Raw genomic sequence first — 13676 nt, 5'->3', positions numbered from 1 at the left:
GGACGGGCTGTGCCTTCCGACCTTCCCGCGCCGCGGTGGGCGGCGCAACGCGGGAGGGCTCCTCAGGACGAGTGCTCCGCCAAGCGGTCGAGAAACGCGGACTGCGCGGAGACGATCACTTCCCGGGCCCGGTCCAGGGTGAACCACGCGACCCGGTCCAGCTCCGGGAACTCCTGGATCCGTCCCGACTTCGGCGGCCACTCCATCTCGAACGTGCCGGGGACCACCGTCGCCGGGTCGAGGTCGGCCTCGACCGCCCAGGCCGTCACGGTCTTCCCGCCGGCCTGCCGGACCTCCCCGAGCGGTACGGCCTCCCCGTCCGGAGGCGGCAGCCCCAGCTCCTCCCGGAACTCGCGCCGCGCCGCCTCCCAGGCCTGCTCCCCGGGGTCGTACTCGCCCTTCGGCACCGTCCACGCCCCGGTCTCCCGCCGCCGGAAGAACGGCCCGCCCATATGTCCGAGCAATACCTCGAGACCCGGGCCGGTGTGTCGGAACAACAGCAGTCCGGCGCTCCGGGAGCCCTTCACGGCCGCACCTCGGGGTGCGCGGCGAGCAGGCTCTCCACCGAGTCCGCCTCCTCGGGGCGCTTGTCCTCGCGGTAGCGGATCACGCGGGCGAAGCGGAGGGTGACACCGGCCGGGTAGCGGGTCGAGCGCTGCAGCCCGTCGTAGGCGATCTCCACCACGAGTTCGGGGCGCACCGTCACGACGTACCCGCTCTCCTCGACCGCCAGCTCCCGCAGCCGCTCGGTCTGCCACGCCAGCATCGCGTCGGTCATGCCCTTGAAGGTCTTGCCGAGCATGGCGAAACCGCCGTCCGCGGTGCGCGCGCCGAGGTGCAGATTGGACAGCTTCCCGGTGCGGCGGCCGTGACCCCACTCGGCGGCCAGTACCACCAGGTCGAGCGTGTGCACGGGCTTGACCTTCAGCCACGAGGCACCACGGCGGCCCGCGCTGTAGGAGGCGTCCAGACCCTTGACCACGACGCCCTCGTGACCGCGTTTCAGCGTCTCGGCGAGGAACTCCTCCGCCGCGCCCAGGTCCCCGGGCCCGGACACCACGGCGCGCCGCACCCGCATCGGCTCCGGGACGAGCCGGGCCAGCTCCGCGTGCCGCCCGGAGAACGGAAGGTCCAGCAGGTCGCGCCCGCCGACGGAGAGCACGTCGAAGAACACGGGGGAGACCGGGACCTCCCGGGCGGCCGCCGCCACGTCCACCCGGGAGCCGACCCGTCCGGCGGTCTCCTGGAACGAGCGGGGGCGGCCGTCGTCGTCGAACGAGATGACCTCCCCGTCCAGGATGAACCGCTCACCCGGCAACTCCCGGGCCGCGGACGTCACTTCCGGCAGCCGCCCGGTGATGTCGTCGAGGGTCCGGGTGTGCACGCGCACCGTGTCGCCGTCGCGGTGGACCTGGACGCGGATGCCGTCGAGCTTCTCCTCGACCGCGCAGGCCCCCAGCTTCTCCACCGCCTCCGCGACCGAGGAGGCGCTGTGCGCCAGCATCGGCAGCACCGGACGGCCGACGGTGAGCCGGAACCGCTCCAGCGCCCCGGGGCCGTCCGAAAGCAGAGCCCCGGCCACCGACTGGAGGGAGCCGGCCAGCATCACCGCCCGCCGGACATCGGCCGACGGCGCCCCCGTCGCCTCCGCCAGCCCTTCCACCGCGACCGCGTCCAGGGCGCCCTGCCGCACCTCGCCGGTGAGCAGCCCGAACAGGAACCGCTGCTCGTCCTCGGTGGACGCCCCCAGCAACTCGCCGACCAGACGGGCCCGTTCGGCCTGGGAGCCCGGGCCTGACACCTTGCCCAGGGTGGTGAGCAGCGCGTCGACCTGGCGCACGGTCAGGGACGCCTCGGCGGCGGGGGCGACCGGACGGCTCAGCACCTTCCAGCCCACGCCGATCCGGCCCTGCGGCAGCCGGCCCGCCAGATACGGGATGACGATCGGCACGTCGTCCGCCTCCGCCTCCCGGAACAGCCCGGCGAGCAGAGCGATCTTCCGGGACCGCGCCGAGGTGGCGGCGACCTCCTGGGACACACGGGCCAGCCGGGACAGCAGCATGCAGCCATGGTGCTACGGACGCGGCCGCTCCACACCCCGGCCGTGCGCCGCCTATCCGTTCACGGCGGCGTCCAGGCGGCTCATCAGCAGGTCCCCGACGATCGCGGACGCCGCGCGGTAGCCGCCGCTCGCCGCGTGCACCACCTGCTCGGCGAAGCCGATCGCGTTGCCCGCCGCCCAGACGCCGGGCACCGTGGTCAGACCGGTCGGGTCGACCACCGGGTAGGCGCCGAACGGGGTCTCGTCCAGCTCGGCGCCCAGCCGCTCCAGCAGACCCGTCTGCGGCACCGGGCGGGGGGCGACGAAGAGCACCGAGCGCGCGTGCGTGCTGCCGTCGGCCAGCCGCACCCCGGTGAGCCGGTCGTCCTCGGCCACCAGCTCCGCGACCTCGCCGGGCACCACGTCGACGCCCGCGGCGGCCAGCCGGCGCAGGTCCTGGTCGGACAGTTCCTCCTCGGCGACCCGGTGCAGGAAGAAGGTGACGTTCTTCGACCACTGGGACACCATCAGCGCCTGGTGCACGCTCATCGCGCTGGACGCCAGCACACCGAAGGGCTCGTCGCGCACCTCCCAGCCGTGGCAGAACGGGCAGTGCAGCACGTCCCGCCCGAACCGCTCGGCGACCCCGGGGACCTCCGGCAGCTCGTCCCTCAGCCCGGTGGCGACGACCAGCCGCCGGGCCCGCACGGTCCCTCCCGCGTCGAGTACCACGGTGAAGTCCTCGCCCCCGGTGACGTCCGTGACCCGGTCCCGGACGAGCCCGACGCCGTAGCGTGCGATCTCCTCCCGTCCCCGTGCCAGGAACGCGGCCGGCGCCATCCCGTCCCGGGACAGATAGCCCTGCATGTGCGACGAGGGAGCGTTGCGCGGCTCTCCCGCGTCGACGACCAGCGTGCGCAGCCGGGCCCGGCCCAGCACCAGCGCGGCGGACAGCCCCGCCGCCCCGCCGCCGACGACGACCACGTCGTGGATCTCGTTGCGGTCCGTCTCGTTCATCGTGACCACCTCCACGACGACGGTCGCCCAGCGAGTGCCGCATTGACAAACAACTTTGCCGATCCTGCAATAGCGGCATGACGACCGACGACGTTCTCGCGGATGTGGGCCCCCGGCTGCGCCGGATCAGGAAGGAGCGGGAGGTGACGCTCGCGGCGCTGTCGGAGGCGACCGGCATATCCGTGAGCACCCTCTCGCGGCTGGAATCGGGGCTGCGCAAGCCCAGCCTCGAGCTGCTGCTGCCGATCGCGCAGGCCCATCAGGTGCCGCTGGACGAACTGGTCGGGGCCCCGCCGGTCGGCGATCCGCGGATCCGCGCGTCCGAGCCGATCCGGCGCCACGGACGCACCCACTGGCCGCTCACCCGGCAGCCCGGCGGACTGCAGGCGTACAAGGTGCTCGAACCGAAGCGGAGTCCCGAGCCCGAGCCGCGCACCCACGAGGGCTACGAGTGGCTGTACGTGCTGTCCGGCAGGCTGCGGCTGGTGCTCGGCGAGCACGACGTGGTGCTGGCGGCGGGGGAGGCCGCCGAGTTCGACACGCGTGTGCCGCACTGGTTCGGATCCACGGGCGAGGGGCCCGTGGAGTTCCTCAGTCTGTTCGGTCCCCAGGGGGAGCGGATGCACGTACGGGCGCGGCCCCGGCGGGGGTGACGGGCGAGACTGTTCCCTGATGGGCAAGCGACCGCTTAGTATGCGGTGGACCCGGTCAGGCGAACACGACGTTCACAGCCCCGTGGAGGCCCCGCATGCAGGCATGGCAAGTGCACGAGCTCGGCGAGCCGGGGGAGGTGATGCGCCTCGCGGAGGCGGAGCGGCCGACGCCCGGTGAGGGGCAGGTCCTGCTCAGGGTGCGCGCCGCCAACATCAACTTCCCGGACGCGCTGATGTGCCGCGGCCACTACCAGGTCAGGCCCCCGCTGCCGTTCACCCCGGGCGTGGAGATCTGCGGCGAGACCGAGGACGGACGCCGGGTGATCGCCAACCCCGCGCTGCCGCACGGCGGCTTCGCCGAGTACGCCGTCGCGGACGCCGCCGCGCTGCTGCCCGCGCCCGAGGCCCTGGACGACGCCGAGGCCGCCGCCCTGCACATCGGCTACCAGACGGGCTGGTTCGGCCTGCACCGCCGGGCCGGTCTGGAGGCCGGCGAGACCCTGCTCGTCCACGCCGCCGCGGGCGGGGTGGGCAGCGCGGCCGTGCAGCTCGGCAAGGCGGCGGGCGCCACCGTGATCGGTGTGGTCGGCGGCGCCGCCAAGGCGGCCGTCGCCCGAGAACTGGGCTGCGACGTGGTGATCGACCGGCGCGAGCAGGACGTCGTCGCCGCCGTGAAGGAGGCCACCGGCGGCCGGGGCGCCGACGTGATCTACGACCCCGTCGGCGGCCAGGCCTACGCCCAGTCCGCCAAGACCGTCGCCTTCGAGGGCCGGATCGTCGTCGTCGGCTTCGCGAGCGGGTCCATCCCGAGCCCCGCCCTGAACCACGCGCTCGTCAAGAACTACTCGATCCTCGGCCTGCACTGGGGCCTGTACAACACCAAGAACCCCAAGCTGGTCCAGCACTGCCACGAACAGCTCACCGGCCTCGCCGCCCGGGGCGCGATCAAACCGCTGGTGAGTGAGCGCGTCCCGCTCGCCGGGGCCGCCGACGCCGTGCAGCGGGTCGCCGACGGCGTCACCACCGGGCGCGTCGCCGTCCTGCCCGCGCCGGAGAACGGAGCCGCTTCATGACCGACGCCGCCGAACTGCGCCGCCGCACTCAGGAGTTCCTGTCCGCGTACCCGCCGGCCGACACCGTGCGCCCCGACTTCCTGCGCGCCCGCTTCGACGCCGGACTCGCCTGGGTGCACTTCCCCGAAGGGCTCGGCGGACTCGGCCTCCCGCGCTCCCTCCAGGCCGTCGTGGACGCCGAACTCGAGGCCGCCGGGGCCCCCGACAACGACCCGCGCCGCATCGGCATCGGCCTGGGCATGGCCGCGCCGACGATCCTCCAGTACGGCACCGAGGAGCAGAAGCGGCGGTTCCTGCGGCCCCTGTGGACCGGCGAGGAGGTCTGGTGCCAGCTGTTCAGCGAGCCGGGCGCCGGATCCGACCTGGCGGCGCTCGGCACGCGCGCCGTCAGGGACGGTGAGCACTGGGTGGTCGACGGGCAGAAGGTCTGGACGTCCAGCGCCCATCTGGCACGCTGGGCCATCCTCATCGCCCGCACCGACCCGGGGGTGCCCAAGCACCGGGGCATCACCTACTTCGTCTGCGACATGACCGACCCCGGTGTCGAGGTCCGGCCACTGCGCCAGATCACCGGCGAGGCCGAGTTCAACGAGGTGTTCCTCACCGGCGTCCGCATCCCCGACGCCCACCGGCTCGGCGGGATCGGAGACGGCTGGCGGGTCGCGCAGACCACGCTCAACAACGAGCGCGTCGCCATCGGCGGCATGCGCCTGCCCCGCGAGGGCGGCATGATCGGCCCGGTCTCGAAGACCTGGCGCGAACGCCCCGAACTGCGCACCCACGACCTGCACCAGCGGCTGCTGAAGCTCTGGGTCGACGCCGAGGTCGCCCGGCTCACCGGCGAACGCCTGCGCCAGCAGCTCGTCGCCGGACAGCCCGGCCCCGAGGGTGCCGGCATGAAGCTCGCCTTCGCCCGTCTCAACCAGGAGATCAGCGGCCTGGAGGTGGAACTCCGCGGTGCGGAGGGCCTGTTGTACGACGACTGGACCATGCGCCGGCCCGAGCTGGTCGACTTCACCGGGCGCGACGCGGGCTACCGGTACCTCCGCTCGAAGGGCAACAGCATCGAGGGCGGGACCAGCGAGGTCCTGCTGAACATCGTCGCCGAGCGCGTCCTGGGCCTGCCGGCCGAGCCGCGCACCGACAAGGACGTCGCGTGGAAGGACCTGGCCCGATGAGCACACAGCCCGACCTGCTGTACTCGGAGGAGGAAGAGGCGCTGCGCGCCGCCGTCCGGGACCTGCTCACCGACCACTGCGACGCGGCGGGCGTGATCGCCCGTACGGAATCGGACGCCCCGCACGACCTGTCCCTGTGGAAGGCGCTCGCCGACGGCATGGGCCTCGCCGGCCTGCTCGTTCCCGAGGACCAGGGCGGCCAGGGCGCCACCCACCGCGAAGCGGCGGTGGTCCTGGAGGAGTTGGGGCGGGCGGTCGCTCCGGTGCCGTATCTCACCAGCGCCGTGGTGGCCACCGAGGCGCTGCTGGCGTGCGGCGAGGAGGGCGAGCTGCTCTCCGGGCTGGCGTCCGGGCGCCGGATCGGGGCCCTCGCCGTGGGACTGCACACCGCTCCCGGCGCCGCGTTCACCACCGTGCGGCTGGAGGGCGGCGCACTGCACGGGGAGCTGACCGGCATCGCGGACGCCGCCGTCGCCGACGTGCTGCTCGTGCCGGCGGACGACGGCGGTCTGTACGCGGTGGAGGCCGACGCGGTCACCGTCACTCCGCAGATCTCCCTGGACCTCACCCGGCCGCTCGCCCGGATCGCCCTCGACGGTGCCGCGGGACGTCGCCTCGGCGACGCCGGACCCGCCGTGCGCCGTGCCCTGCGGACCGGAGCCGGACTGCTCGCCTCGGAGCAACTGGGCCTCGCCGACTGGTCGCTGACCGAGACCGTCCGCTACCTGAAGGAGCGCAAGCAGTTCAACCGCCCGGTCGGCGGCTTCCAGGCCCTCAAGCACCGGCTCGCCCAGCTGTGGCTGGAAGTCGTCAGCCTGCGCGCGGCGGCACGGGGCGCCGCCGATGCCCTGGCCACCGGCGAGGACACCGAGGTGGCGGTCGCCGTCGCCCAGGCCTACGCCGCGCCCGTCGCGGTCCGCGCCGCCGAGGAGGCGCTGCAACTGCACGGCGGCATCGGCATGACCTGGGAACACCCGGTGCACCTCCACCTCAAGCGAGCCAAGGCGGACTCCCTCACCCACGGCACGGCGGGCGCCCACCGCGAGGCGCTCGCCGAACTGGTCGACCTGCGCGCGCCCTGAGCGGCCGAACCACAGGGAAAGCCCGTCCCCTTCGGGGGCGGGCTTCCTCGTGCGCCCGGCACGGGTGAGGTGAACACACGACGGCGGATCGGCCAACTCACCGCACAGCACTGCTCCTTGACCGCAGGGCGACCTCATACTCGCTGGGGTCACCTACGGCACTTCCAGGGAGGCAGAGCATGGCCCTCACCACCCGTCGCAGAGCCCTCACCACCCTAGGCGCCGCCCTCGCCGGTTCGGTCGCGCTACCCGCGACCCAGGCGCTGGCCGGCGAACGGACGCACCGTCCACGCCCGTTGTGGCGCGCCCACGCCCACAACGACTACGAGCACCCCCGCCCCCTTCTCGACGCCCTCGACCACCGCTTCGGCAGCGTGGAGGCGGACATCTTCCTGGTCGACGGCCAGCTCCTCGTGGCCCACGACCCCGAGGACCTCGACCCCTCCCGCACTCTCGAGTCCCTGTACCTGAACCCGCTCGCCGCCCGGGTCCGCGCGAACCGCGGTGCGGTGTACCGCGGACACCACAGGCCGCTCCAGTTACTGATCGACATCAAGACCGAGGGCTCTTCCACCTACCTCGAACTCGACCGAAGTCTGCGGCGCCACCGGCACCTGTTCACCACCTACGTGCACGGCAGGGTGTTCCCCGGGCCCGTCACGGCCGTCGTCTCCGGCGACCGCGCGGCCCGCGTGCCCATGGAGGCCCAACGGGTGCGCCGCGCCTTCTACGACGGCCGGCTCACCGACCTCGGCGGCCCCGCGCCGGCCTCCTTCATCCCGCTGATCAGCGACAACTGGACGCTCAACTTCACCTGGCGGGGCGTCGGCGCCTTCCCCGACGCCGAGCGCCGGAAACTGCGCGGCATCGTGCGCGCCGCGCACGCGAGCGGCCGGCGGGTGCGCTTCTGGGCCACCCCTGACCTGCCGGGCCCCGCCCGCGACGCCCTGTGGGGCGAACTGGTCGCGGCGGACGTCGACCACCTCAACACCGACGACCTCGCGGGGCTGGCATCCTTCCTCGACGCCCGCCGGAGGGCGTGACACCACACGTTCGGAGGACAGCTCAGCGCCCCGGACGAACCCTCCGCTACGCCACACTTGCGGCCGAACGCCGCGAATCGGATGTGGCGGAGGAGGTTGACGATGGCCGTTTCCATCTCTGTGGTGCTGCTGCTCTCGGTCCTGGCGGTGATCTTCCTGCGCAACAGTGGGCTGAAGGTCTCCCACGCGCTGGTCTGTCTGCTGCTGGGCTTCTACCTGGCCGGCACGAGCGTCGCGCCCACCATCCACAGCGGCCTCACGGCGACCGCCGACATCGTCGGCGGTCTGCGGCCGTGAGGCCCCGCCGGAGACCGCGGCTCAGCGGCCGGCCGACGCGTCGCGCGGCAGCACGGTGACGCGGTGGTAGTTGCACCCGGCCGGTGAAGGCGGCGCGGACGGGGGACGGTTCTGGTGTGCCTTGAGGGCGACGCTCACCAGACTCAGCAGCAGGTCCACGTCCGTCGCGCAGTCCAGGTGCACCGTGACCCAGCACGAGCCCGGGACCAGCTGGAGCGCGCTCGACCCGCTCAGGTCGTAGTGGAAACGCTGGATCGCGCGGTGCGTGAGGTGGAGATCCACGTCCCGCGCGGAATGGAAGTGGACGATCTCGTCGCGGACGGTGCGGAGCGCCGCCCCCGTACCGCAACCGGCCGGACAGGCCGAGAGATCGGTCCATGAGAGCAGTCGCTCCATGGCTCGCTGCGCCGGTGTCATGCTCTCATCGTTGCCTGCTCAACCTCCGGCCACCAGTAGTTGGGCGATTCGTAATCGACCGGTGAGGTGGCCGGTCCACCGCCGAAGCCCCCGCAATCCGGGCGCCCTTGACATAGGCTCAGGCCATGGCAGCCAACGATCTCCTGACCACCCACGGCGTCGCCGTCCTCGTCTGCGGCGAGGACGGACGGAAGCTGAGCGGCGGCGACACCGCGCTCGATCTGATCGGCGACGCCATGGGCTGTCACGCGGAGGTGGTGGCCGTCCCGGTGGAGCGGGTGGCCGACGAGTTCTTCACCCTGCGCTCGGGCGTCGCCGGGGACGTGGTGCAGAAGTTCGTGACCTACCGTATCCGTCTGGTGATCGTCGGCGACATCGCCTCCCGGGTCGCGGACAGCGACGCCCTGCGCGACTTCGTGCGCGAGGCCAACCGCGGCACCCAGGTGTGGTTCGTGACCGACCGCGCCGCGCTCGAGGAGCGGCTGGCGCCGGCCTGACGCGGCGCCTGCCCCGGGGTCCGTGCGTCAGACCCGCCCGGCCACGGCCGCCGGGTCGTCCAGGACCCCCCGGACCACCGAGTGCGCCGCGCCCAGCAGCGGGCCCTCGGGGCCCAGCGCGGACACGGTGACCGGGCAGGCCGGCCCCGTCGTGCGCCGGGCCAGTTCGGACCGCAGCGAGGGCAGCAGCCAGGGCGCGACCCCGGACAGGGCCCCGCCGAGCACCACGCTCTGCGGGTCCAGCAGATTCACGGCGCCGGTCAGGGCGATCCCGAGTGCCGTTCCCGCGTCGTGCAGGGCGCGCCGTACCTCGGCGTCGCCCTGCTCGGCGCGGCCCGCGAGGAGGCCGACGCGGTCCTCGCCGGGTTCCAGTCCGGCCGCGCGCAGCACCGCCTCCTCGCCGGCGTACTGCTCCAGACAGCCGCGTCCGCCGCAGGCGCACGCCGGTCCGTCGGGCCACACCGGTACGTGGCCCAACTCGCCCGCGAAGCCCCGGTTCCCGTGCAGCAGCCGCCCGTCGACCACGACCGCGGCGCCGATACCGATCTCGGCCGACACGTGCAGGAAGTCGCGCGGCGTTTCCTCGCCCAGCCACAGTTCGGCCAGCGCGCCGAAGTTGGCCTCGTTGGCCACGGTGAGCGGCGGTCCCGGGGGCAGCAGGCCGCCGAGGTCCGTGTCGAGCCAGCCGAGGTTCGGGGCGCGTACGACGGTCCGGGCGTCGCGGGCCACCAGACCCGGCACGGCCACGGCGAGTCCCGCCGGCCACAGGCCCTCGCCCTCCGCCTCGGCGAGGACCCGGTGTATCAGCGCGGTGAGCTCCCCGAGTACCGGCTCGGGGGAGCGGTCCCGGTTCGGGACGTGCCGCACCGCCCGCGCCCGTACCCGGCCGCGCAGGTCGACCGCGCAGACCGCGAGATGGTCGACGCCCACCTCGGCGCCGATCCCGGCGGGCCCGTTCCCGCTGACGGCCAGTGCCGAACCGGGACGGCCCACACGCCCGGGCCGCTCCGGACCCAGTTCCTCCAGCAGGCCGGAGCGGATGAGCTCGTCGACCAGCGTCGACACCGCCGCGCGGGTCAGGCCGATGCGTGAGGCGACGGCGGCCCGGGACAGCGGTCCCTCGGCGCCGACGGTGTGCATCACCCGCGAGAGGTTGCGGCGGCGCATGCCCTGCTGGGTGTCGGGCAGCGCCCGCCCCTGGCCGGCCGGGCGGGTCCTGTGCAGCGGTGCGCTCATTCCTCCGTCATTCCTCGGTTCTGTGCCGTCCTCGCCGGCCGTCAGTCGGTGTCCGTACCGCGGCTGAGCAGCGGGGCCGCGTCGGAGAGTACCCCGGCCAGCCTGGAGAGGGTCTCCTCGTCCCGCTCCACCGCGTCCAGCACCGGGCCCGCGGCCGTGTTCCAGCGCCGGGCGACCGCGGCCGGGTCCTCCCCGGTGAGCAGTCCGGCCGCCTGCGCCGCGGCGCCGAGCGCGACCAGTTCCTTCGCCTCGGGGACCTGCACGGGCCGCCCCGACAGCCGGCGCACGGTCTGCTGCCAGGCCGTGCCCCGGGCGCCGCCGCCGATCAGCAGCAGGGGCGCCGAGGGGTCGGCGTCCTCGTCGAGGACGAGATCGAGCGCGGCCAGCAGGGAGTACACGGCACCGTCGTAGGCGGCCTGGAGCAGCTGGCCCCCGCTGGTGTCGTGGCGCAGCCCGTGCAGCAGACCGGACGCGCCCGGGAGGTTGGGGGTGCGCTCGCCGTCCAGGAAGGGCAGCAGGGTGACGCCCCGGCCCCTTTCGACGGCCTCGCGGTCCAGGCCCAGCAGGGCCGCGACCCGGTCCACGGCGAGCGTGCAGTTGAGGGTGCAGGCCAGCGGCAGCCAGTCGCCGCGCGCGTCGGCGAAGCCCGCGACCGTGCCGGTCGGGTCGGCCGGCCGGTGCCGCGACACGGCGTACACGGTGCCCGAGGTGCCGAGGCTCATCACCGGGGTGCCGGGGCGCACCCCGAGGCCCAGCGCGGCGGCGGCGTTGTCGCCGGTGCCGCACGCCACCAGGGTGCCCTTGGAGAACGGCAGGTCATGGCTGTCACGTACGGTCCCGGCCACCTCACCGGGCCGCACCACGCGCGGCAGCAGCGCCCGGTCGAGGCCCACATGCGCGAGGATCTCCTCGTCGTACGCCTCCGTCGCGGACGCCCACCATCCGGTGCCCGAGGCGTCGCCGCGGTCGGTCGTGCCCTGCCCGGTGAGCCGCTCGGTGAGGTAGTCGTGGGGGAGCCGTACGGCCCTGGTGGCCCGGACCGCGTCCGGCTCGTGCTCCGCCAGCCACGCCCACTTGGTGACCGTGAAGGAGGCGGCGGGCACGCTTCCCGTGCGCTCGGCCCAGACCTTCGCGCCGCCCAGCTCCTCGATCAGCCGGCGGCCCTGCGGCGCCGAACGCACGTCGTTCCACAGCAGCGCCGGACGGACCGGCTCGCCGTGCCGGTCAAGGGTGACCAGGCCGTGCTGCTGCCCGCCGATGGACACCGCGGCGGCCTCGTGCGCCGCATCGCCGCACTGGCGCAGTGCCTCGGACAGGGCCTCCCACCACTGGCGCGGGTCGCTCTCGCGGCCCGCTCCCGAGGTCACCGTGTGCGGGGCCTGGCCGCTTGCGACGATCCTGCCGGTGGCCGCGTCGACGACCAGGGCCTTGGTGGACTGGGTGGATGTGTCCACGCCGACGACGAGCGGACCCTCGGCTGCTGACATCGGTCTCTCCCTCTTCCGCGCCCCGGCGGGGTGCGTCTCTTCCCAGAAATGTTCCTGCATACTAATTTGTAAACCGCCATGACGAAATAGCCTCACCGAGCAAGGAGCCGCGGCATGAACTACCAGCCCACCCCCGAGGACAAGTTCACGTTCGGCCTGTGGACCGTCGGCTGGCAGGGACGGGACCCCTTCGGCGACGCCACCCGGCGTGCCCTCGACCCGGTCGAGTCCGTCCGGCGCCTCGCCGAGCTGGGCGCCCACGGCGTGACCTTCCACGACGACGACCTCATCCCCTTCGGCGCCGGCGACAGCGAGCGCGAGGAGCACGTCAAGCGGTTCCGGCAGGCGCTGGACGACACCGGCATGAAGGTGCCGATGGCCACCACCAACCTGTTCACCCACCCGGTGTTCAAGGACGGCGGCTTCACCGCCAACGACCGCGACGTGCGCCGCTACGCGCTGCGCAAGACCATGCGCAACATCGACCTCGCGGCCGAGCTCGGCGCGCAGACCTACGTCGCCTGGGGCGGCCGTGAGGGTGCCGAGTCCGGTGCCGCCAAGGACGTCCGTGTCGCCCTCGACCGGATGAAGGAGGCCTTCGACCTCCTCGGCGAGTACGTCACCACCCAGGGCTACGACATCCGCTTCGCCATCGAGCCCAAGCCGAACGAGCCGCGCGGCGACATCCTGCTGCCCACCATCGGCCACGCCCTGGCGTTCATCGAGCGCCTGGAGCGGCCGGAGCTGTACGGGGTCAACCCGGAGGTCGGCCACGAGCAGATGGCCGGGCTGAACTTCCCGCACGGCATCGCGCAGGCGCTGTGGGCGGGCAAGCTGTTCCACATCGACCTCAACGGCCAGTCCGGCATCAAGTACGACCAGGACCTCCGCTTCGGCGCGGGCGATCTGCGCGCCGCCTTCTGGCTGGTGGACCTGCTGGAGTCGGCCGGGTACGAGGGCCCGCGGCACTTCGACTTCAAGCCGCCGCGGACCGAGGACCTCGACGGCGTGTGGGCCTCGGCGGCCGGCTGCATGCGCAACTACCTGATCCTCAAGGAGCGCGCGGCGGCCTTCCGCGCGGACCCGGAGGTGCAGGAGGCGCTGCGCGCGGCCCGTCTGGACGAGCTGGCCCAGGCCACGGCGGCCGACGGTCTCCAGGCCCTGCTCGACGACCGGTCCGCCTTCGAGGACTTCGACCCCGACGCCGCCGCCGCGCGCGGCATGGCCTTCGAGCGCCTCGACCAGCTGGCGATGGACCACCTGCTGGGCGTCCGGGGCTGACGCCCCGCCGCGTGGGGGCGCGGTCGCCCTCGCCTCCGCGACGGGACGGCCGCGCCCCTGCGCGAGGGCGGGCGGACCGGTCCGGGCTCCGTGTGCGCGGGACGGGCCAGCCCTCGGCTCCGGCCCGTCCCCTCCCTCGCGCTGAGGCGGCGTGCGCGGCACCCGGGTGCGTCACTCACCCCACGTGACCGTCATGTACCGAGCGGCGTACCGGCCGGGAAGCCCTCGCCGGCGCGCCTTTCCCGAGCGGTGCACCGACCGGGAAAGCCCCCGCGGACGTGCCTTCGTGTACGGCCGCTCCCGCCCGCGCGTCCCGGCGCGCCCGGTGCGCCGCCCCAGCCCTCCGCCCGTTGCGCGCTCTCCGCGCGGAGTAC

Annotated in this window: 14 protein-coding genes; 8 read left to right on the top strand and 6 right to left on the bottom strand. The window is 73.8% G+C overall.

Going from position 1 to position 13676, the window contains the following annotated elements:
• Positions 1 to 62: 62 nt before the first annotated feature.
• The 3 genes from F1615_RS20240 to F1615_RS20230 are packed head-to-tail and all read right to left on the bottom strand — an operon-like array spanning position 63 to position 3058.
• A complete protein-coding gene (locus tag F1615_RS20240; RefSeq protein ID WP_149550429.1) occupies positions 63 to 527 on the bottom strand; it encodes an NUDIX domain-containing protein in 465 nt (154 codons plus the stop codon).
• Positions 524 to 2062, bottom strand: coding sequence for an ATP-dependent DNA ligase (locus tag F1615_RS20235; RefSeq protein ID WP_149550428.1), 1539 nt, complete (start codon positions 2060 to 2062; stop codon positions 524 to 526). Before F1615_RS20235 ends, F1615_RS20240 begins: the two co-directional genes overlap by 4 nt.
• A gap of 51 nt (positions 2063 to 2113) precedes the next feature.
• A complete protein-coding gene (locus F1615_RS20230) occupies positions 2114 to 3058 on the bottom strand; it encodes an NAD(P)/FAD-dependent oxidoreductase (protein ID WP_149550427.1) in 945 nt (314 codons plus the stop codon).
• Between the two features lie 77 nt (positions 3059 to 3135).
• Between F1615_RS20230 and F1615_RS20225 the strand changes: the two genes are divergently transcribed.
• From F1615_RS20225 to F1615_RS20200, 6 genes are all read left to right on the top strand, one after another.
• A complete protein-coding gene (locus F1615_RS20225) occupies positions 3136 to 3711 on the top strand; it encodes a helix-turn-helix domain-containing protein (protein WP_149550426.1) in 576 nt (191 codons plus the stop codon).
• Positions 3712 to 3806: 95 nt separating this feature from the next.
• On the top strand, positions 3807 to 4784 hold the full coding sequence (locus F1615_RS20220) for an NADPH:quinone oxidoreductase family protein (protein WP_149550425.1): 978 nt from the start codon (positions 3807 to 3809) through the stop codon (positions 4782 to 4784).
• Positions 4781 to 5962 (top strand): acyl-CoA dehydrogenase family protein, encoded by a 1182-nt coding sequence (locus tag F1615_RS20215; RefSeq protein WP_149550424.1) that lies wholly within the window; start codon positions 4781 to 4783, stop codon positions 5960 to 5962. The genes F1615_RS20220 and F1615_RS20215 overlap by 4 nt, the downstream gene beginning before the upstream one ends.
• Positions 5959 to 7044: an acyl-CoA dehydrogenase family protein gene (locus F1615_RS20210; protein WP_149550423.1), complete on the top strand. Its 1086-nt coding sequence runs from the start codon at positions 5959 to 5961 to the stop codon at positions 7042 to 7044. The genes F1615_RS20215 and F1615_RS20210 overlap by 4 nt, the downstream gene beginning before the upstream one ends.
• A 179-nt stretch (positions 7045 to 7223) precedes the next feature.
• Positions 7224 to 8087 carry a phosphatidylinositol-specific phospholipase C/glycerophosphodiester phosphodiesterase family protein gene (locus F1615_RS20205; RefSeq protein WP_149550422.1) on the top strand — a complete coding sequence of 288 codons (864 nt, stop codon included), beginning with the start codon at positions 7224 to 7226 and terminating at the stop codon, positions 8085 to 8087.
• 102 nt (positions 8088 to 8189) lie between these two features.
• A complete protein-coding gene (locus F1615_RS20200; RefSeq protein ID WP_149550421.1) occupies positions 8190 to 8384 on the top strand; it encodes a hypothetical protein in 195 nt (64 codons plus the stop codon).
• A 21-nt stretch (positions 8385 to 8405) separates the two neighbouring features.
• Here the strand turns inward: F1615_RS20200 and F1615_RS20195 are convergent, their stop codons facing one another.
• A complete protein-coding gene (locus tag F1615_RS20195) occupies positions 8406 to 8801 on the bottom strand; it encodes a luciferase family protein (protein WP_149550420.1) in 396 nt (131 codons plus the stop codon).
• Between the two features lie 125 nt (positions 8802 to 8926).
• Here F1615_RS20195 and F1615_RS20190 point away from each other — a divergent pair, with 125 nt between their 5' ends.
• Positions 8927 to 9298 (top strand): DUF4180 domain-containing protein, encoded by a 372-nt coding sequence (locus F1615_RS20190; protein WP_149550419.1) that lies wholly within the window; start codon positions 8927 to 8929, stop codon positions 9296 to 9298.
• A gap of 27 nt (positions 9299 to 9325) precedes the next feature.
• Here the strand turns inward: F1615_RS20190 and F1615_RS20185 are convergent, their stop codons facing one another.
• A complete protein-coding gene (locus F1615_RS20185; protein WP_149550418.1) occupies positions 9326 to 10534 on the bottom strand; it encodes an ROK family transcriptional regulator in 1209 nt (402 codons plus the stop codon).
• A gap of 41 nt (positions 10535 to 10575) precedes the next feature.
• Complete coding sequence (gene xylB, locus F1615_RS20180; protein WP_149550417.1) at positions 10576 to 12021, bottom strand: xylulokinase; 1446 nt, start codon at positions 12019 to 12021, stop codon at positions 10576 to 10578.
• A 114-nt stretch (positions 12022 to 12135) separates the two neighbouring features.
• Here xylB and xylA point away from each other — a divergent pair, with 114 nt between their 5' ends.
• Positions 12136 to 13302 carry a xylose isomerase gene (gene xylA, locus F1615_RS20175; RefSeq protein ID WP_149550416.1) on the top strand — a complete coding sequence of 389 codons (1167 nt, stop codon included), beginning with the start codon at positions 12136 to 12138 and terminating at the stop codon, positions 13300 to 13302.
• Positions 13303 to 13676: the final 374 nt, after the last annotated feature.

The sequence above is a fragment of the Streptomyces marokkonensis genome (assembly GCF_008312835.1).
GTDB classification, from domain to species: domain Bacteria; phylum Actinomycetota; class Actinomycetes; order Streptomycetales; family Streptomycetaceae; genus Streptomyces; species Streptomyces marokkonensis_A.
Note: the sequence above shows the minus strand (reverse complement) of the source record. Positions and strands in the feature narration are given on the sequence as shown.

What these genes read in the sequence shown, in the direction of transcription:
- F1615_RS20235 (WP_149550428.1), bottom strand. Translation starts at nt 2,062, where the DNA reads ATGCTGCTGTCCCGGCTGGCCCGTGTGTCCCAGGAGGTCGCCGCCACC.
- F1615_RS20230 (WP_149550427.1), bottom strand. Translation starts at nt 3,058, where the DNA reads ATGAACGAGACGGACCGCAACGAGATCCACGACGTGGTCGTCGTCGGC.
- F1615_RS20225 (WP_149550426.1), top strand. Translation starts at nt 3,136, where the DNA reads ATGACGACCGACGACGTTCTCGCGGATGTGGGCCCCCGGCTGCGCCGG.
- F1615_RS20220 (WP_149550425.1), top strand. Translation starts at nt 3,807, where the DNA reads ATGCAGGCATGGCAAGTGCACGAGCTCGGCGAGCCGGGGGAGGTGATG.
- F1615_RS20215 (WP_149550424.1), top strand. Translation starts at nt 4,781, where the DNA reads ATGACCGACGCCGCCGAACTGCGCCGCCGCACTCAGGAGTTCCTGTCC.
- F1615_RS20210 (WP_149550423.1), top strand. Translation starts at nt 5,959, where the DNA reads ATGAGCACACAGCCCGACCTGCTGTACTCGGAGGAGGAAGAGGCGCTG.
- F1615_RS20205 (WP_149550422.1), top strand. Translation starts at nt 7,224, where the DNA reads ATGGCCCTCACCACCCGTCGCAGAGCCCTCACCACCCTAGGCGCCGCC.
- F1615_RS20200 (WP_149550421.1), top strand. Translation starts at nt 8,190, where the DNA reads ATGGCCGTTTCCATCTCTGTGGTGCTGCTGCTCTCGGTCCTGGCGGTG.
- F1615_RS20195 (WP_149550420.1), bottom strand. Translation starts at nt 8,801, where the DNA reads ATGACACCGGCGCAGCGAGCCATGGAGCGACTGCTCTCATGGACCGAT.
- F1615_RS20190 (WP_149550419.1), top strand. Translation starts at nt 8,927, where the DNA reads ATGGCAGCCAACGATCTCCTGACCACCCACGGCGTCGCCGTCCTCGTC.
- F1615_RS20185 (WP_149550418.1), bottom strand. Translation starts at nt 10,534, where the DNA reads ATGAGCGCACCGCTGCACAGGACCCGCCCGGCCGGCCAGGGGCGGGCG.
- xylB (WP_149550417.1), bottom strand. Translation starts at nt 12,021, where the DNA reads ATGTCAGCAGCCGAGGGTCCGCTCGTCGTCGGCGTGGACACATCCACC.
- xylA (WP_149550416.1), top strand. Translation starts at nt 12,136, where the DNA reads ATGAACTACCAGCCCACCCCCGAGGACAAGTTCACGTTCGGCCTGTGG.